A 17,983-nucleotide genomic window follows, 5' to 3' on the forward strand; every position below is an offset into this window, starting at 1 on the left:
GGAACTGGTAGTGACCAGACATAGTCGTAGACATCCTCGATTCGCTGACCGGAGATCACGCCAGGGACCAGAACAAAGCCGAGCGGGAACAAGGCCAACGCCGGAACCCCGCTTACCAGGAAGGAAGCGGCTTGAGGCGAGAGGTCGCCGAGATAGAAACCGTACATGATGCCCATGCCCGCCCCCATCAGCGTTTGCAGCACCAATGCGACGACCAGGTAGTTGCGCAGGTTCGTCAGCTCGAACCGGAGCATCTGCCGGTAGCTGTACCAGAGGTGGGCGGGGCCTCCCCTACGAATCCATGGGTCTGTCCGCGTTGTGACCGTCATCCTCGTCTCTTTGCCACAACGACGGCGACCAGGGTCGCCGCCAACGTCCAGGCCGAAAGTACGCCGTACGAGAACCCGACATCGGACACGAGGCCATCAGTTAGTCCGTCGCGCACGACGTTCCCCATGTGCATGAAGGGCAGATAACGGTGGAGCGTCCCCAGCCAATCGGGGAGATTCTCGACCGGGTAGCTGATCGGCGAGAAACCGAAAATCACGAAGATGAGGACTTGCGAGATCAAGCCAACCATGAGTGGCTCCGGCACCGAATGGGCATAGGCATGGCCCATCATTACCCCGGCAACCAGGGTCAGGAGCGTCGCGGGCACGATGAGTATGGACACATGAAATGTCGCGTCGTACCGCCATATGGCGACGAGCACTGCTCCCACTAGGCCCGGCAAGGCCACGACGCTGTTGAGAACCAACCATGCGGCCAGGGATGCACTTCGAGGAACCGGCATCGATACGATGAAGTCGTAGGAGCCCTCTTGCCGTTGCTGAGCCACCAATTGTGGTCCCATGACGAGACCGACGGTCACCAGCGAGATGACGACGGCTCCCGAAGCAAGATAGAGAGCGATCCGGGGTGCCATATCCTCAAAGAAGAGCCCGATTCCCAACACCAGACCCGCCCCCGTAAAGGTCTGGACCAGCGCAGTGATCGGAAGGAGTAGCCGCAGTCGAGTCATTTCCCAGCGGAGCATGGACGCGAACCCGCGTAGCCAGAAAGCCACGCCCCGCTGACGAGCAGGAACTCTGACCGAATCGGCTACCGCCGTCACTGTTCCTCGCTCACGTGGCCGGTCAGGCGGATATAAGCATCCTCAAGCGTGGTGGCTCCTAAGGCGTACTCCTCGGCCAACCCTTCGGCCATCAACCGCTGGGCCCAGGCAATCCCGGCCGATGCATCTGACTCGGCAATCGCAGACACCAAGTTGTGACCCACCCGTCCTTCGAATCGCACGAACTCCGGAAGGGCCGGTGTCTCCGTTCCGGGCGCAAGCATCACCTGTAGCCGCAATGAACCACTGTCGGTAGCCTTGAGCGACGACGGCGTGCCTTCGGCGATCAACCGCCCCTCGTTGATGATCGCAAGCCGGTCTACCGACTTTTCTGCCTCCAGCACGTTATGGGTGACCAAGAGGACCGCCGTGCCCGCTTCTCCCAACCGCCGGATTTCTGCCCACAGCATCCTTCTACGCAAGGGGTCAACATCGTTCGTCGGCTCGTCAAGAATCACCAACTTCCCGGGCCACACCGAGGTCATCGCGAACCCTACCAACCGTTTTACGCCTCCCGATAACTTGGCTCCGAGGGTATCTCGCCACTCCCCAAGGTCAAGGGCCTCGATGAGTTCGTTGGTTCGACGTTTGACGTCCGCTCCACTACCGCCCCGGATCGACCCGGCGATCTCAATGGCTTCCCGAACCTTGAACGAGGCAATGGGCATCTGGGCTTGCGGCAAATAGGAGCAGAGTTGACGAGCGTGATCAGGATCAGCTACCAGGTCGTACGGTCCGATGGTGATACTGCCCTTGGTTGGCTCCAGCAACCCGATAACTTGTTTGACCAGGGTTGACTTGCCTGCCCCGTTCGGACCGAGCAACCCATACACTTCGCCAGGGCGAATCTGAAGTGTGATCCCGTCATTGGCAAGCGGGGCGTCGTCGCCATACGACTTGGTCAGCTGATCTACCCGAAACGCCCAGTCGTCCATGCACGGCCCTCAGTCGCAAGAATTCGAGCCTATCAGTCCGGGCGGCGGAGAGGCTCAGCATTCGGCATCAGAAGGGTCGCGGCGGCCAGAGGAAGGTCGTCAGGCGCGCTCAACCGGCCGTGACACTCGTCGACTGACGGATCAAGGCGCTTGGTCGTCGGCCATCCGATCCGACCAACTCACCCGGCGCGCACCAGCGGGGCGACCTCCGTTCCAAGGAGTTCAATCGATCGCAGGACCTGCCTGTGAGGCAAGGTTCCGACACTGATGTGCAACATGAAACGCTCGATGCCGAGTATGTCGCGCCACCGCAGGATCGTTTCAGCAACTTGCGCAGGGTCGCCGAGCACCAGAGAACCCTGCGGACTCCGCATCGAGTCGTACTGGGGACGGGTCATGGGACCCCAACCTCGTTCGGCCCCGAGTCCGGTCATGGCCTTGGCATACGCCGGATAGAACTCCTCGACAGCCTGATCCTCCGACTCGGAAACATACCCATGGGCGTGGACCGCCAAGGGCACCTTGACCGGGTCGAAACCGGCTTCCTTGAGTGACTTGCGGTGGAGGTCGGCAAGGCCCGAGAAACGAATCGGGCTGCCGCCGATGATGGCCAATGCAACTGGCAGTCCCCGCACCCCGGCTCGCACGATCGACCGTGGGTTTCCCCCAACGCCAACCCATACAGGCAGCGGGTCTTGGTCAGGGCGGGGATAGATGCCTTGCTCGACGAGTGGGGAACGAAACGTCCCGGACCAGGTCACCCGTTCGTTGTCGCGTATGGCGAGCAAAAGATCCAGCTTTTCGGCGAACAACTCCTCATAATCGTCCAGCGAATATCCGAACAGGGGGAACGATTCGATGAACGAGCCGCGCCCGGCGAGGAGTTCGGCGCGGCCACTCGACACGGCATCGAGCGTGGCGAATTGTTGGAACACTCGCACGGGATCATCAGACGAAAGGATCGTCACCGCGGAGCTGAGCCGGATCCGCTCGGTTCTTCCGGCGGCCGCCGCCAAAACCACCGTCGGGGTCGAGGCCGCGAAGTCAGGGCGGTGGTGTTCACCAACCCCGTAGACATCGAGGCCGACCTGATCAGCCAGTTCGATTTCTTCAACCACTTGCCTGAGCCGTACCGCGTGGCTAATCGGCGGACCGTCCACAGGAATCGTTTCGGCGAACGTCGTGATCCCAAGTTCCATTGTCGTCTCGCTCTCGTGGTCGCAGGGCCACAACCTAATGGAGACACGCGTCTATTGCGCGGCGCCCGTTGGATTCTCGGGTGGTTGGTTTCACAAATCGACCGGCACCGGTGCCTTCTTCCGGACATACTGCCAAACGGAATACGTCACATAGAGGCTTGCGGCGGTCGCCGGGCCACCAAGGCGCTCGAAACTTGCAACAAAAGCACCGACGATCATCTCGATGATTGCCACCACACCGACAACTGGCCGAGCCATACCGGCAGGAAGATCTGCCGGCACATATCTCAACAGAAAGCCTCTCGCTGGCGAATCATCCATCTGCATCAGACTTGCTACCTGGTCCACGTAGGGAGGTACCTCGCCCAACGCGCTCGGAGCCAGCATCGGGGCGTCATCAAAGGTGGCCGAGAAGTCGGCCGGCGTTGACCCACCGGATCCGATGGTGCCCGCCAGTGGAGGAACTGTCGTGGTCGTTTTTGTTGACGGCGGAACCGGCGCCGTAGTCGATGTCGTGGTTGATTCGGGGGCAGATCGAGCGATCGAGGTGGTCGGTGTGGTCGGCAGAGGGCTGGTCGTCATCGGGGTCGCCCTGATTGTGGTTGTGGAGGTCGTGGAGGTCGAAGCGATCGTCGTGGAGGTCGAGGTGGAGGTCGGGGGTATGGGAACGGTTGTGGTGGTCGTGGGCGCTGGGGCCTTGGTCGTCCCCGTCGTTGGTGGAGTCCAGGCATCGAACATCTCACGGGCTATCTGATCATGCTCCTCGGCCATGGCGTTGACCACGCTGACGAGGCTCTGGGCGATCACCACCAACTCGGGATCGTCACCAGCATTGGCGTACAACTCCACTACCGCCTGATCGGAATAGGTGCCGATGGCCCCCACCGTCGAGTTGTAGTACTGCTGAGCTTCATCCTGGGTACGGGCGTTTTCAAGCTTGTTGTCCAACCAATCAAGCTTTTCATGTGAGTTCACATCAAGCTGATTGATAACCGCTTCCATCTCCGAGTCGTTGTCAGCCAGAGCAGGCAACGCCAGACCACCTGCGATCAGCATTAGCAGTAACAGGATGGCAAGCCCCCGGTGCGCCCATAACGAATTCATACCGATGTATCGGCCCCCAGGGGTCCAAACTTGAACCGTTAAAGGCTCAAGGTACGACCGGTGAATACCGATATGACGGTCATGGGGCGCTTCGACACAAAGACCATTGTGATGGCCGGCTTGGCCATCGCCATCACCGTACTGACCGGTACGCTCGGCGTTGTATTCGCACAAACCCAACAGGTTGAGCGCGTAGCGCTGGCCGCTACCGAGCAGGCGCAAGCCGGCCACGCCCTGCGCTTGATCGAAAGTATGGACAGTCGAGCCCAGGGAGCTCTCATTACCGTGGCGGCGTACAACGCCGGATTGACGGGCGAGCAGGAGCGAACCGACGCCATCAATGCCGTTGCCCAGGCGGAACGGGCCATCGCCATCTCGCCCAATCCGCTTTTCCAAGGTCGCTTGGCAGCCGAACTCTCAACGTTCATCGGTCTACTTGAGTCCGGCGACACGACGGCCTCCCGCCGGCAGCTTGACGCCTCGGTTGATGATGCCGCCGAAGCGGTGCGCTCCAGAGCGAACGCGGCATCCCAAGCAGCAGCCACGGTGATCGAAGTCGAGACCGGGGTAGCGGGGAACTGGGGACTCGTGACCAGTTTCGGAGTCGGTCTTTTGGCGCCGCTCCTGGCATTGGCGACCTTCAGAACCTTTGTCAACCGGCGCCGAAAACAAGACATCCTCGAGCAGGACCTGCTGCGAATCCGCGAACTCGGCCAGGCCAAGGATGAGATGATCGCCAACCTGAGCCACGAGCTCCGCACTCCCTTGACCGGTCTCTATGGCTTTGCCCTGGCGCTCGAGGATATGGGATACGACGATCCCAAGATGACAGCCGAAATGAACGGCTACATCATCCGAGACGCTGCCGATCTGAGCCGAATGGTCGAGGACCTACTGGTGGCTGCCAAAGCGGCCAATGATGGATTGTATTTCCAGCCCGAGACGGTCAGCATCGTGCGAGAAATCGAAGAGGCACTGGTGCCGTTCAGGTGGAGCGACAAGACATTTATCAAGAAGGTCGATGATGAAACTGTTTTTGTCGACCGACTCCGGGTACGCCACATTCTTCGGAACCTGATCTCGAATGCCGAGAAGCATGGGGGTACCACGATCACGCTCCTCGGCAAAGTGGAGGGCGACCGATACCGACTTGAAATCATCGACAACGGACCCGGCGTGTCCGAGGGGTTGTCTGCTCGCCTGTTCGAACGATTCGTCCATGATGGCGATGCTCCGCTGACCAAAGGAAGCGTTGGCGTAGGTCTTTCTGTAGCTCAAGCGCTGGCGGTCGGCATGGATTGCCGGGTGACGCATGAGCAGAGACTCGACGAGACTGTCTTTATCATCGACATGCCCCACGCCGTCGGATCCGACCCGGCGCCCCTCCCCGAATGGGATGACCAGGAACTTACAACGTTCGTCAAATCGGTGAACGCCCCAACCTTGCCGGCGGCTCCGGGTCCGGCCAGGACGACTCCACTGCGCTCGAGGGTTCCCGACAACGACCACTCCAATGCGCCTGCTCCGCGACCTGGCAAGACCTGCGCACTGCTGAGTGCCCCACCTCCGGCGGACCCTTTCGCGAACCGGATACGGACACAAGCGAGCCGCTAAGAAACTCCCCGACTGGTCGAGCCCACAGCAATCGGGTCGGGCCAATCATCGCCGGACCCCATCGCATAAACTCATCGCGAAGGGTCCGAGGCGAGGCTCTCGCATCGAAAGGTTCACCATGACGACACGATCGAAGGTTCTCTGGGCGCTCCAATGGTTTCTGGGAATCTTTTTCACCTTCACCGGAGTTCTCCATTTCGTCGTCCCAGAAGGGCTTCCGGCCGCCATGGGCTGGATGTACGAACTGAGTGACGGCCTTCACCTCGTCACGGGAGTCGCGGAAATCCTCGGGGGGATCGGCTTGCTGCTTCCAGCGCTCACAAAGATCAAACCAATATTGACCAGTCTGGCCGCAGACGGCCTCGTCTTGCTGATGGTCGGCGCCATCATTTGGCACGCCGGACGAGGAGAGACCCAAAACATCATCCAGAACACCGTCCTGGCGGGTTTACTCGGATTCATCGCCTACGGCAGATGGAAGCTCGAACCCCTGCCGGAGAAGTAGCCGGTCAGTTTCGAATATCTCGCCGTTCGAAGAAGAGCACAGAGGCGGCGACCGCCAGGACGCCTGCCCCGAGCAGCACGCCCAAGTTCGTCCAGCTGATCCCGTTGCTGAGCGGTTGATTCTGTGCGTAGTAATAGAATGGCGACACCCGGGCCCATTCGGCGAGATTGGCACTCACGGGGAAATAGCTCGCAATCACAAAACCCACCAGACCAACGCCGATACCGACATACGCGGCCGCTTTGGCGTTCCCGGTCATTGCCCCCCCAAGGAGCGCCATCGCGCCCAGGAAAAACCCGAACGCGAAGGCCTGGCTAGACGCGCCGGCGATATTGAGCATCGAAATGTCGAGCCCTCCCAGCAAACTCCCGGCAGCCGTGCCGGCAAAGGTTGCAAATCCGAGCAAGAACGCCATGCCCAAAATGGCAACGGACTTCTCGGCGACGACCCGGGAACGCTTGATGGGGTTCACCAAAAGTAGATCCATGGTTTGGGTTCTCTCTTCCCCAGCCAACGCCCTGGCCCCCATCATGATGGTGATGGCACCGATGGCTCCAGGTACGACCATGGAAAAGAGCTCTCCGTGAAACCACCCGGCCGGAGTGGACATATCGACCGACCCGACGATCGCCAACAGGCCCTCCGGCATGACCGACATAAGGTCGGAGAGCACGCCCTTGAGGGCATTGAAAAACGGGCCCATGATGAGGGCTGTGTAGAAGATCGCCGCCGCTGCGATCGTCCCTCCTCCCTGATGATCGGACAGAGTCTTGATGGCGATGTTGGCCACCTGAGCCTTGCCTGTGATCTTTTCGGCGTACGCGGCCACCCTGGGATGGTTCTGCAGGAGGCGTTCAAGCAAATTGCCGTCCACCCCACCCGACCGAAGATCCCGCCGATTAATGCCGACGACAGCTCCGCCGATCAGGAGAGCGCTGACCCCTACCAGGACAGCCAGGTGACCTGGCTTCAAGCCATTCTGGAGGGGCTGACTCGAATTGAAGTAGTACCACGGAAAGACCTTGGCCACGTTCTCCCAACCCTGTAACAATGGGAGGAACCCGGCAGCCAGAAACGAAAAAATGAGCAAGCCCGCCGAGGCACCCGACGCCGCTCCGGCGTTACCGGTCCACGCCCCGATGAACAGAGCCAGGGACCCGAAAAAAAGTGAAATGGCGAATACGTGGACGCTCATCGCGCCAATCGAGAGGCCAACCGTATTGGACCCGACGAGCGCCACGCTCGCCACCGAGCCGAGCCAAATGAGCATGGAACCCACCGCGACGACCGCGAGCATCGCCCGCATCTTGGCAAGAAGTACCGTCGTCCTACTCTTGGGGTTGGACAGCAGGAGTCCGATCGTGTTGTCTCGTTCTTCGCCCGCTATCGCCGAAGTGCCGATCGAAATGGCCAGGCCACCGAGCACCATTGGTGCGATGAGGTTGAGCATCTCTCCAAGTACGATCGACGTGCCGGTCCCATCGACCGAAATTCCCATCGCCGACAAGTACGCCTCGGGAAAGCTGGCGGCAAACTCAGCTATCACCTGGTCGAGGTCGGAGTAGACCCACACGGCAAGGGCGACCATCGCCGATACCGACATCACGCCTATCAACAACCCAAAGGTTCGTTCTCTAACAGTCTTGGAGTAGATGGTGGCGAGCATCAGCCAACCACCTCTGACGTACCCGGACCCCGGTAGTAGGCAAGGAAGATTTCTTCGAGATCGGCCTCTGAACTTGTGAGATTGATGACGTCGTGATCCGTCGCAGCCCTCAGCAGCGAGGACATCGCTCCTTCAAACGACACGGTGGCTGCCGTGCCTTTGACGGACACGCTCTTGACTCCAGCAACCCCCGCAAATACGGACTCCGAAATCGGATCAGCGAAATGCAGGGTTACTTTGCGGATCGCCTTTTCCTTGAGCGACTCCATGGTGTCAACCACTGCCAGACGACCTTCCCTGATGATGGCCACCCGGTCTGCGACCCGCTCAACCTCGCTGAGCGTATGGCTCGACAAGAACACGGTTCGACCTTCTCCGGCTACTTCCCGCAGCATGGCCTGAAATTCTTGCTGGACCAGCGGATCAAGGCCGCTGCTCGGCTCATCAAGAATGAGAATGTCCGGCTTGTTCATGAACGCTTGTATCAAACCAACCTTCTGCCGATTACCCGACGACAGGTTGCCGATCTTTCTCGAAAGATCGGAGTCCAATCGACCCGCAAATTCGTCGACCACCGACCAGCTGACGCCACCGCGCAGGTTCGCGAAATAGGTGAGCAACTCCCGACCGGTCAGCTTTGGATACATGGCGAGGTCCCCGGGAACGTATCCGATGTGTTGACGGATCTCAACCGCATCTTCGTGTGAGTCGAGACCCATGATGGTCGCCGTCCCTGACGTGGGACGGATGAGGTCCAGGATGGTCCGCATGGTTGTCGTCTTGCCGGCTCCGTTCGGGCCGAGAAAGCCGAATATTTCACCCTGGGCGATCTCCAGATTCAAGTCCTCAAGCGCCCTGACCTCTCCGTAGTGTTTGGTCAGCCCCCGGGTGACGATGGCGGGTCCGTTGCTCATGGTCTTACCTCTACTCTCTGGTGTAAACGTTCGAGCAGACCTGGCCACTCGGCAGCAAAAAACTTGGCGACTTCTTCCAATTCGGTAACCCGTTCCGGTCGAATATTGGGAATCACAGCCGAGCCGGCCTCGGCCAACGCCCGCATCTGGACGATTCGGACAAGTTCAGTATCCATCGACCGGGACCAAACATGGTCGGGGAGCTGATAGAAGCTCGCCCGACTGCCGGAGAACGTCACGCGCTCAACCAGCCCGAGCTGTTCCAGAAGCCGGACTTGGGTCGAGATGGATCCGGCGCTCGCACCGAGGTTCGTGCGGAGTCCCGCTGCCGACTGGTGTGGCGGATCACAGATCATCAGCCAGCCCAGGATGCGCCCGGCAGTTCGCCCCATCGAGAGAGACTCCCAGAACCGACCGACCCGCTCCACATAGTCGGATTGCGCATCGGTGATATTCATACATTTCAGCTTACTCTGAAGCTACTGAACAAACCGCTGGTCCGCGTGTAGATTTCCGCGGACCGGCCGACACACACTCAGCGAGAAGGGTTAAAAAGATCGCCAGAGGCTTGCCAATCGGTTATCCCCCACTTATCGCAAGCGTCGGCATTGTGTCATGAGACAAAGGGAAGGTAATTGGACATGAAGGTTTGGATCGATCCGGTTCTCTGCACAGGGGCAGGGACCTGCGAACAGATCGCCCCTGAGGTATTTGTGGGTCGCTCCGACGGTTTATGGGCTGTCAAAGAAGACGCGGCCTTCTTCGGGAGTACCACAATCTTTGACGGTCTCGTCGGTGAGGGCCATGGTCCCGAAGGCGACGCCGGAATCGCCCGTGTCCCCGAACATCTCGTCGAGGACGTCATCGACGCTGCCGAGATGTGTCCGGCCGAGTGCATCTATCTGGAGGTCTAGACAATGGCCAAAGGCACGTTTGGAGCGTCTTTCATCGCCGGCGTTGTGCTCATTCCGGCTGCTGCCATCGCTTCGGTGTTCCTCATCGGGAATGCGCCACCGGAAGAACCGATCGCCGCGGTAGTCGACTCAACTCTTCCGGCCGTGGTGGCTCAGGCGGAAGTTGTGCCCCCGCAACCATTCCTCTCGGACCTTGACATCTGGACAGCCTGCGTGCCAGATGCTGCAGCCCTCATCGAGAAGGAGACCGCCGGCACCATCACCCCGGTTGAAGACGCAGCTCTTGATGCACTCCGCGAGATCTGCGCCCAGGAAGGAATGCCGCTCGACGGACCGCCGGCTCCGCCCCCAATCTCCCGAACCGTCTATGTCAACGGGCCTGCTCCGGTAACGTCCGCTGCGCCTGTTGTGGCAGTTGCTGCCACAGACGAACCTCCCACCGATACCACCACTACTACTGCGGCGGATACAACCACATCCACAGTCGTCGCAGCAGCTGACACCACAACGACCACGGTCGCCGGACAACCGCCGGCCATCTCGACCCAGTTTCTCGCCGCCCGCGCCGATGCCGTGACGGCCATCGATGCGGCGGTTGCTGCCAACGGTGAGGGCGACAAGATTGAGGAAGCCCGACGGCAACTGGCCGAGGCGGATTCGAAAGCTGCCCAAGGCGACTATTGGGGAGCGCTTGAGAAGGCGCAAGAGGCTGAGAAGAACGCCAAAGAAGCGATCAGCGAAAGGCAGGGCTAGCCAATGCGACACGTCTTGCTGATTGTCGTCGCCCTGATCGTGGCCGGACTGGGAGCATTCCCGGTTATGAGTCTGTTGGCCGCAGAACCCGATCCGGCTATGGATGGATCGCTCGAACAGGTCACCGCCGAGGCTCCAACCACAACGATCGTCGAGGTCGTCGCCGTGGCTCCGCCTGAGACAACCCCTGTGGGGGACCTGACTGGTTCGGTTTCGAAAGTACTCGAACTTCGGGGCTCAGCGCAGGATCTTGGCGTCGACGAACTCGACAATACGCTACCTGACGCCGTTGCGCGACTCCTCATCGACCGAGACGCCGTCCTGGTCATCGCCGAACCGGTGACCCCATGACGATGTTCCTCAAATGCCTCTTCCCATCTCGATGGGCCCATATTTTGGCCTGGACGACCGCGGCGCTCGCTTGGGCAACCAGTGTGCTCGCTTTTCAATCCCTGGCCCCCGATACGTCGAACGCCGAGGCTCCGGATCCGACGACCACTCCGAGTACCGTACCGACGAGCGAGACCACTGCGGTCCCGGCCATGCCGGACAAGGGACTCACCATCCTCCGGTATTCGCCAGTGGCGCCTCCGCCGCCGGAGGTCATTACCCGGACCGTCGTTGTTGCCAGTTCATCGGCCGGCACCGCCAGCTCAGGCAGTGTTAGCTCGGGTGGATCCAAAACCAGTTCAGGTGGCACCTCGGGTGGCACCGGTGGGGGAGGTGGCGGCGTAAGCACACAGCCTCCCACTGCGCCTCCTCCCCCACCGCCACCAGCCGCAGCGCCGGCACCAGCACCTGCTCCTGCGCCGGCACCACCAACCACCGTTCCCCCGTCTGCTGGGTCGTGATCCAGGTCCAGTTCCGGGCGATGGGAACCGATGTCACCGTGGTGGCTCAGAACGACGGTGACATCGATTCGACCCGGCATTGGTTCGAATCTGCCGAACAAATATGCAGCAGGTTCAGGCCAGACAGTGAACTCAGCCAGGTCAATGATCAACAGGAAGAGCGCGTGCAGCTGTCGCCGGTTCTCGGTGCCGTGATGCGAGAGGCTCAGGATGCCAGGCGCCGCACCGACGGTCTCGTCGACGTTGGGATCGGTTCAGCCGTCAAAGCCTGGGGCTACGACCGGACGTTTATCGAGGTTGCCGATCTGAAACAAGCACCAGCCAGGCAGCAGGTCCCGGCTTGGTCCATTACCGGGGATCGCCTCAACCGACCTGAGCCAATCCTGTTCGATCTTGGTGGGATCGCCAAGGGTTGGTCTTGTGACATCGCTGTCGAACGCGGCATGGCGGCGATCGTTTCGGCGGGCGGAGACGTCCGATCGTCCCACCCGCAAGCCATTGTTCCCATCGCCGACCCGTGGGGGAACATCATTACCGAAGTCCAGCTGGGCGTCGGAGCGCTGGCCACCAGTTCCACAACCCGGCGGCGCTGGAAAGTCGGCAAGGGCGAAGCGCATCATCTCATCGACCCGCGTACCGCATCACCGGCCGACTCACCAATCCTCAGCGCTACTGTCCTGGCTGAAACCGCCGCCCGGGCGGAAGCCGGGGCTAAAGCCGTCCTTCTGCTTGGTGCCGAGGGATTGGCCTGGGCGGATCGCTGCTCCTGGCTATCGGGAGCGCTCGTCGTATGGAACGACGGATCGGTGTACGCAACCTCACAAATAAAGCAGGCAGCATGAATTTCGAATGGATGGCAATCCGCGGCTCGGGGCTGGTGGCCTATGCCCTCCTCTCGGCCGCGACGATCTGGGGACTCATGGTCTCAACGAAGGTCATGGGACCGATGCGTGCCAAACAAGTCACGTTCTTCCATGAGTCTCTCTCGATCGGTGCCCTGCTGGCTACCGGCGTTCACATGTGGGCACTCAAAAATGACGAGTACATCAAGTTTGCCCTTCGCGACCTGTTTGTCCCCGGAGCGGCCACGTGGCGGCCAAACGCCGTCGCGTTCGGAGTTATCGGGTTCTACTCGCTGGCAATCATCACCGTCAGCTTCTACATGAAGAAGCTCATCGGCCAGACGGTATGGCGGGCGATACATTTCGGTGCCTTCGGAACCTTCGTCGTCGCCATGTTGCATGGCATCATGGCAGGAACCGACAGCTCCAATCCGTTCGTCTTCGGACTGTATATCGCCACCGGGGCGATGGTAATCATGCTTCTCATCGTCCGTTTCGCACAGGCCAGCACTCCAGAACGCGCCCCGCGACCCCGGCCCACCCCTGCTGCGACGGCCGAAGTCAAAGCCGCGAGACCCGAACAGTCCGTTACGGAACGGATTCGGGCCGAACGAATTCGGGCCGAAACATCTGAGACCTAGACACCTGCAGCAACAGAACCCGGGATCTAAGCGACCAGAGGAAGGCGAACTTCGATCCGGGCACCGCCAAGCGACTGGCTGGATCCAATCGAAACCGATCCCCCAGCCCCTTCAGCGGTTGAGCGGACGATATCGAGGCCGAGTCCGGTTGACGATGACCCCGACGACCCTCTGCCGAGAACCGCGGTTGGCCCGAATCCCGGCCCACCATCCTCGAAGGTGAGGTAACTGTTCTGCCGATCTCTTCTGAGCGTAACGGCCAAAGGGGATCCACCAAACGAGTGGGCAAACACATTGTCGAACAGCACATCAATCATCGCCTCGAGATCGTGTTCGACCGATCGAACCATCGCCTCGTCTGCGCCTATGGAGACCGTCACCTCCCGCCCCTGTTCTCGGGCGAGGGGCGCCCAGAAAGCCACTCTCTCGGTCAGCACCGCTGCGAAGTCACTCACCGAGTCGGGACTCACCGGATGGAGTGAGTGGCGGATCAGGAAATCTACGGTCCGTTCGAGGATGTCCAGGTCCTCCCATACTCTCGTCATGGCCGGGGAGTCCTCCACTCCGTCCATGTCGAGACGCAGAGCCGTGATTGGCGTTCGAAGACGATGAGATAGATCCGCAGCAGCATCACGCTCTCGCTGGACCAACCGACTAATCCGTTCGGCCAGGCGATTGAATTCGATGGCCGCTTCCTGAATCTCGTGGGGTCCGGCTGGTTCGATTCTGACCGATAGGTCGCCTTCACCGAGTAGAGCCGCCGAGTCGGCGAGAGCCTGAACCGGACCGATAATCGACCGACCGAGGATTGCGGCCGCCACGACACCGAGTGCCACGAGCGTTACGGCCACACCCGCTAGAACCTCCCAGGATTGCATGACGCCTTCGCTCAGGGCGGCTTCGCTCACCACGACTCGAACAACAACCGTTTCGCCATCCTCCTGAATGACCGGGGTATAGATGATCTGATCTCCACCGACCGCGGTACGAAACGCGGTACCGGTTATCGCCAGGGTCGGACTCTCCCCCGGCAGTAGTTCGCCACCCACCACTGACCCGTCGGGAAGAATCAGAGAGGTGGAAAGTTTGCCGCCACTTGTCGGGGCAATCGCTTTGGAAGCTTCAACCACCCCCCGATCGGGCGTCAGAGTGGCGATAACCCGGGCGATGTCCTGGGCCTGACGTTCACCGGCGGCCAGGGCCCGGTCCTGGGCGAGGTCGCGGACCAGAAAGGCAAGAGGAATGACAAACGACAGAGCCACCATCAACGAAATGGCGACGGCCAGCAGAACTAGCCGGCGCCTCATTCTGCCGGATCCACCAGGCGGACCCCTACACCACGTTCGGTGTGAATGAACCGGGGGGCGGCGGCCGATTCACCGAGCTTCTTTCGGATCCATGAGAGGTGAACATCGATTGTCTTGTCCGGTCCCCCGTATGGTTGGCGCCAAACGGCCGCCAGCAACTCCCGTTTACGAATGACCCGGCCGGGACGTTCTGCGAGGTAGGCGAGCAGATCGAACTCTTTGGTCTTCAGGTCGAGCTTCTCCCCGGCCAGGGTTACCTCGCGTGAGTCAAGATCGATCGTTAGGTCTCCTACCGTCAGCTGTCGGTTCTCTTCGTCCGGCCCCGAGCGACGCAGGACGGCCCGCAACCGGGCAGCCAGATGGTCGGCAGAAAACGGCTTCGTGACGTAGTCGTCTGCGCCGGCATCAAGCAGACGCACGATGGCCGCCTCTTCATCTCGAGCGGTAGCAATAATCACCGGAACCGCACTCACTGCTCTTATCATGCGGAGAGCTTGCTCGCCGTCGAGATCGGGTAGGCCGAGGTCCAGGACGACGGCATCGAACTCACCCGACACGGCTCGTTCCACGCCGGGCATGGCAGCCTGGCAGGATTCGACCGAGTAGCCGCGGTCCGCCAACCTCATCGCCAACGATTCGCGGATCCGTTGGTCGTCTTCAACAATCAGTATTTGTGGCATTCCGACCACACGGTACCCATGAACGCGTTCGCAAGCGACGTCGAAGCGGACACTTGTTCGGTGGTTATCAATCCGTTAACCAAGTTACCGTGAGAACTTGCCATGATGTGGGAATGCGATCACGGATCGGAATCTTAATCGGCTGGATGCTCGTCACCCTCACGGCCATCGGCGTCACCTCGGCAGCCGTCGGAAGCGTGCGCGCCAACGTTACGGATTCGGCGTCGCTGGCCTTTCGCGTTCAGGGCGACGAACCGGCGCCGGAGAGAGATATCCAGGCGACCTTTGATCCCGTTACGTCAAGCACGACCGTCACAGACCCCGATCTTGAGACTTTCAACCCGACCACGTCATCAACGGAAGCGACCGAGACAGAGCCGCCGGTCTCGACCACCACCACCGTCAGGGTGGCGACGGCCAGCCAGCCGGCAACCACGAATCCGCCGCCCCCCACGAGTTCGACAACGACTACGACAACGCCGAGTTCGACGACAGTGGTCAAGACCTACACGGTGGTCGGTGGAACTGTCACTGTCGAAGGCAGCAAGGACCGGGTGACGCTCCTCGGGGCGGTTCCAAAGCCAGGATTCTCCGCCAAGGAAGAAGAGCGAAGTGACCCACAGCAGGTCGTCGTCAAATTCGAAAGCAGCTCTCATACGTCGATAATTGTCATCGAATGGAAAGACGGGAAGCTTGTCGAACACGTCGAAGAGGAAAACGATTAACTGCCGACCATGAACAGTAGCTCTGGCCCATCAACTCCAATGGTGGAACAGATTTCGAAGACGCCCCTACTCGGGCAGCGTCTCAGAATCTTCCAGGCATCGGCAGGAATTTGGAGCAAGGCTGGGGAAACGGGCGGAAGCGCCTGAACTAGCCGATCCGCACCGAAATCGGATCGAGCGGGTCGAGAGCGAAGGTGTATTCGGTTCCCGCCACAGCTGGGACCGGCGGAATGACCGAGCCGGTAATGATCACGTCCCCGGCCCTGAGCAGAAGACCATTGGCCGCCAGCGTATCGGCAACCGTGCGGACCACCGTCGGGTAGCGGCCGGTGATCGCTTCGAGTTCGTCGGTAGCGGCCACCAGTTCTCCGTCCACCAGAACCCGGGCATTCATCCCCGTGATGTCGAGCCCGGCGCGTGACATATCAGGTTGACCGAATACGACCGCGGTGTGAAAGATGTTGCCGGCAACAATGCCTTCGACCTCGTCGGGGCCGACCGGCAAGTTGATATTGGCAACCTCAATGGACGGTCCGACAGCGGCAATGGCCGCCGCCGCCTCCTGATCCGAAGCACCTGGCCCGAGGTCGTGAGCCAGGTACACGGCTACTTCGAACTCGACTACCCCCCGTTGATACCCGTCGCTGTCGACCGAATCCCCCGATCCGTACACGGTGGCATCCGTCAGGAAGCCGAGCAACGGGGCGGTTATTGCCATGAGCTCCAACGAGGCCGGGGCACCGAAGCCGACCTTCCAACCAACACTCCTGGCTCCATTGGCGAGCATCGCGCGGCGTTTGGGAATCTGCCGTTCGAGCCCGGCCGAAACCCGGGGATCTTCCCACGGGTTCACGACAGGGCCGCCTCGTCAGCTTCGTACCCTGAATCTTCAAGCGAACCGCAACCGCTCCAACCCCACACGAGAACGACGTCCTCGGTTCCGGTGTTGTCGAAGCCGTGATAGCGCCCGCGGGGTGTCCAGATCACATCGCCTTTGCCGGCCGGGGCAGTTCCATCATCGGTATAGATCCGCCCTCCCCCGGCAAGCACGATGAAAAACTCGTCGGCGTTGCGATGCAGATGTCGGTCGTGGCGAGCGCCCGGTGGAAGAACCGTCCATCCGAGAAGGAAGTCGTCGGTTCCCGCCTTGGCCTTGTCGATCAGGAACTGAACCTGCATGTCGATCCAGCCCTCGTCCTCACGCAGGCCGCCCACCAGCGGCACGTCAGCCAGGTTGGTGTGAAACCGTTCAGTCATCGTCCCCCCGAAAGCATGTGATAGACATCGAATACCGTTACGAAATCCCGGTGATCGATCCCGAGGCCGCGGCAGGCATTGAGGAGTTCGTTCGCAACCGCCCCGAGTGGAGCCGCTGAACCCTGGCGTCGGGCGACTTCCAAAGCCAACACCATGTCTTTTTGCTGCAACGTGACGTCGGCGAGCGGCTTGTCGGGCATATTGAGAATGAACGGTCCCCGATATCCCATCACTGGCGAGGCGACCACGCTCTTGAGCATGGCATCGACCGCCACCGCCCGGTCAACACCGCCCTTCTCAGCCAGGGCAACGGATTCGCAAAACACCACCATCTCCACGATGAGTGTGAGGTTGATGGCTACCTTCATCTGCACAGCCGTCCCCGAGGGCCCGATGTAGCTGACCTTGGACCCGATGTCATGCAGGACTGGCTCGACCCGCTCGTAGGCGGCTCGATCACCACCAACCATCGTCGATGCCGAGCCTGCCGCAATCGTTATCGGACTACCCGAGACGGGGGCGTCGAGCATGGTCAGGCCCCGCTCGGCAAACAGGGCCGCAGTCTCCCGGCTGACTTGTGGATCAATCGTACTCATGTCGAGGTAGACCCCGCCGAGCGGTAACCCTGAGATGATCCCGTCGTCCCCGAGCGCAACAGCCGAAACGGCTTTGGCGTCAGTCACCATCGAGAACACAAACTCTGAGGCGGCCGCCACCTGTCGAGGAGTGTCCGCCCAGGACATGCCGAGACCAATCAACACATCAGCCCTCGACTTGGTCCGATTCCATCCTGTCACGTCATGCCCGGCCTCTATGAGGCGCGGAATAATCACATGCCCCATGTCTCCAAGCCCGATCCAACCCAATTTCATTTCCTGTTGCCCCGTCCGTTCGATTAGTGACCCAAACCTAACCCTAAGGGCCGGGTCAAGGGGCGATAGGCGACCAAAAGTCCTCCATCA

The 17,983-nt window shown here is 60.7% G+C and carries 22 protein-coding genes; 8 read left to right on the plus strand and 14 right to left on the minus strand.

What is annotated here, in order from left to right; genetic code table 11:
• The 5 genes from JJE47_09650 to JJE47_09670 all read right to left on the minus strand — a co-directional run.
• A partial coding sequence (locus JJE47_09650) for a hypothetical protein (protein ID MBK5267684.1) occupies nucleotides 1–329 on the minus strand: 329 nt, incomplete at its 3' end.
• On the minus strand, nucleotides 326–1,114 hold the full coding sequence (locus tag JJE47_09655) for an ABC transporter permease (GenBank protein ID MBK5267685.1): 789 nt from the start codon (nucleotides 1,112–1,114) through the stop codon (nucleotides 326–328). The genes JJE47_09650 and JJE47_09655, both read right to left, overlap by 4 nt.
• Complete coding sequence (locus JJE47_09660) at nucleotides 1,111–2,049, minus strand: ABC transporter ATP-binding protein (protein MBK5267686.1); 939 nt, start codon at nucleotides 2,047–2,049, stop codon at nucleotides 1,111–1,113. The genes JJE47_09655 and JJE47_09660 overlap by 4 nt, the downstream gene beginning before the upstream one ends.
• Before the next feature lie 179 nt (nucleotides 2,050–2,228).
• Nucleotides 2,229–3,248 (minus strand): LLM class flavin-dependent oxidoreductase, encoded by a 1,020-nt coding sequence (locus JJE47_09665; protein MBK5267687.1) that lies wholly within the window; start codon nucleotides 3,246–3,248, stop codon nucleotides 2,229–2,231.
• Nucleotides 3,249–3,338: 90 nt separating this feature from the next.
• Complete coding sequence (locus tag JJE47_09670; GenBank protein ID MBK5267688.1) at nucleotides 3,339–4,304, minus strand: hypothetical protein; 966 nt, start codon at nucleotides 4,302–4,304, stop codon at nucleotides 3,339–3,341.
• 108 nt (nucleotides 4,305–4,412) lie between these two features.
• On the opposite strand from JJE47_09670, the gene JJE47_09675 reads away from it, so the two are divergent.
• The gene (locus JJE47_09675; protein ID MBK5267689.1) at nucleotides 4,413–5,966 is read left to right on the plus strand and encodes a hypothetical protein; all 1,554 of its coding nucleotides are present in this window, start codon (nucleotides 4,413–4,415) and stop codon (nucleotides 5,964–5,966) included.
• Between the two features lie 118 nt (nucleotides 5,967–6,084).
• Nucleotides 6,085–6,471, plus strand: a complete 387-nt coding sequence (locus JJE47_09680) for a DoxX family protein (protein MBK5267690.1) — start codon at nucleotides 6,085–6,087, stop codon at nucleotides 6,469–6,471.
• Nucleotides 6,472–6,475: 4 nt separating this feature from the next.
• On the opposite strand, the gene JJE47_09685 is transcribed toward JJE47_09680, so the two are convergent.
• The 3 genes from JJE47_09685 to JJE47_09695 are packed head-to-tail and all read right to left on the minus strand — an operon-like array spanning nucleotide 6,476 to nucleotide 9,509.
• On the minus strand, nucleotides 6,476–8,137 hold the full coding sequence (locus JJE47_09685) for an ABC transporter permease subunit (protein ID MBK5267691.1): 1,662 nt from the start codon (nucleotides 8,135–8,137) through the stop codon (nucleotides 6,476–6,478).
• Nucleotides 8,137–9,051 carry an ABC transporter ATP-binding protein gene (locus tag JJE47_09690; GenBank protein MBK5267692.1) on the minus strand — a complete coding sequence of 305 codons (915 nt, stop codon included), beginning with the start codon at nucleotides 9,049–9,051 and terminating at the stop codon, nucleotides 8,137–8,139. Before JJE47_09690 ends, JJE47_09685 begins: the two co-directional genes overlap by 1 nt.
• Nucleotides 9,048–9,509, minus strand: coding sequence for a MarR family transcriptional regulator (locus JJE47_09695; GenBank protein MBK5267693.1), 462 nt, complete (start codon nucleotides 9,507–9,509; stop codon nucleotides 9,048–9,050). The genes JJE47_09690 and JJE47_09695 overlap by 4 nt, the downstream gene beginning before the upstream one ends.
• A gap of 183 nt (nucleotides 9,510–9,692) precedes the next feature.
• Between JJE47_09695 and JJE47_09700 the strand changes: the two genes are divergently transcribed.
• From JJE47_09700 to JJE47_09710, 3 genes are read left to right on the plus strand one after another with little or no spacing between them, the layout of a single operon-like run.
• Nucleotides 9,693–9,965 carry a ferredoxin gene (locus JJE47_09700; GenBank protein ID MBK5267694.1) on the plus strand — a complete coding sequence of 91 codons (273 nt, stop codon included), beginning with the start codon at nucleotides 9,693–9,695 and terminating at the stop codon, nucleotides 9,963–9,965.
• Nucleotides 9,966–9,968: 3 nt separating this feature from the next.
• The gene (locus JJE47_09705) at nucleotides 9,969–10,718 is read left to right on the plus strand and encodes a hypothetical protein (protein ID MBK5267695.1); all 750 of its coding nucleotides are present in this window, start codon (nucleotides 9,969–9,971) and stop codon (nucleotides 10,716–10,718) included.
• 3 nt (nucleotides 10,719–10,721) lie between these two features.
• A complete protein-coding gene (locus JJE47_09710) occupies nucleotides 10,722–11,069 on the plus strand; it encodes a hypothetical protein (protein ID MBK5267696.1) in 348 nt (115 codons plus the stop codon).
• 94 nt (nucleotides 11,070–11,163) lie between these two features.
• Here JJE47_09710 and JJE47_09715 read toward each other — a convergent pair whose 3' ends face one another.
• Nucleotides 11,164–11,649, minus strand: coding sequence for a hypothetical protein (locus JJE47_09715; GenBank protein MBK5267697.1), 486 nt, complete (start codon nucleotides 11,647–11,649; stop codon nucleotides 11,164–11,166).
• On the opposite strand from JJE47_09715, the gene JJE47_09720 reads away from it, so the two are divergent.
• Together JJE47_09720 and JJE47_09725 are read left to right on the plus strand one after the other, a co-directional pair.
• Complete coding sequence (locus tag JJE47_09720) at nucleotides 11,590–12,411, plus strand: FAD:protein FMN transferase (protein ID MBK5267698.1); 822 nt, start codon at nucleotides 11,590–11,592, stop codon at nucleotides 12,409–12,411. The two genes, JJE47_09715 and JJE47_09720, sit on opposite strands and share 60 nt — an antisense overlap.
• Entirely contained in the window at nucleotides 12,408–13,052 is a 645-nt protein-coding gene (locus JJE47_09725) for a hypothetical protein (protein ID MBK5267699.1), read from the plus strand. The genes JJE47_09720 and JJE47_09725 overlap by 4 nt, the downstream gene beginning before the upstream one ends.
• 26 nt (nucleotides 13,053–13,078) lie before the next feature.
• Here the strand turns inward: JJE47_09725 and JJE47_09730 are convergent, their stop codons facing one another.
• Nucleotides 13,079–14,359 carry a HAMP domain-containing histidine kinase gene (locus tag JJE47_09730; protein ID MBK5267700.1) on the minus strand — a complete coding sequence of 427 codons (1,281 nt, stop codon included), beginning with the start codon at nucleotides 14,357–14,359 and terminating at the stop codon, nucleotides 13,079–13,081.
• Complete coding sequence (locus tag JJE47_09735; GenBank protein MBK5267701.1) at nucleotides 14,356–15,039, minus strand: response regulator transcription factor; 684 nt, start codon at nucleotides 15,037–15,039, stop codon at nucleotides 14,356–14,358. The genes JJE47_09730 and JJE47_09735 overlap by 4 nt, the downstream gene beginning before the upstream one ends.
• Before the next feature lie 113 nt (nucleotides 15,040–15,152).
• Between JJE47_09735 and JJE47_09740 the strand changes: the two genes are divergently transcribed.
• Nucleotides 15,153–15,764, plus strand: coding sequence for a hypothetical protein (locus tag JJE47_09740; protein MBK5267702.1), 612 nt, complete (start codon nucleotides 15,153–15,155; stop codon nucleotides 15,762–15,764).
• A gap of 148 nt (nucleotides 15,765–15,912) precedes the next feature.
• On the opposite strand, the gene JJE47_09745 is transcribed toward JJE47_09740, so the two are convergent.
• Genes JJE47_09745 through JJE47_09755 form a run of 3 tightly spaced genes read right to left on the minus strand, consistent with a single transcriptional unit; the run spans nucleotide 15,913 to nucleotide 17,893 of the window.
• Complete coding sequence (locus tag JJE47_09745; GenBank protein ID MBK5267703.1) at nucleotides 15,913–16,617, minus strand: fumarylacetoacetate hydrolase family protein; 705 nt, start codon at nucleotides 16,615–16,617, stop codon at nucleotides 15,913–15,915.
• A complete protein-coding gene (locus JJE47_09750; protein MBK5267704.1) occupies nucleotides 16,614–17,021 on the minus strand; it encodes a cupin domain-containing protein in 408 nt (135 codons plus the stop codon). The genes JJE47_09745 and JJE47_09750 overlap by 4 nt, the downstream gene beginning before the upstream one ends.
• Nucleotides 17,018–17,893 (minus strand): NAD(P)-dependent oxidoreductase, encoded by an 876-nt coding sequence (locus tag JJE47_09755; GenBank protein MBK5267705.1) that lies wholly within the window; start codon nucleotides 17,891–17,893, stop codon nucleotides 17,018–17,020. Before JJE47_09755 ends, JJE47_09750 begins: the two co-directional genes overlap by 4 nt.
• Nucleotides 17,894–17,983: the final 90 nt, after the last annotated feature.

It is taken from the genome of Acidimicrobiia bacterium, from assembly GCA_016650365.1.
GTDB lineage: Bacteria > Actinomycetota > Acidimicrobiia > Spongiisociales > JAENVV01 > JAENVV01.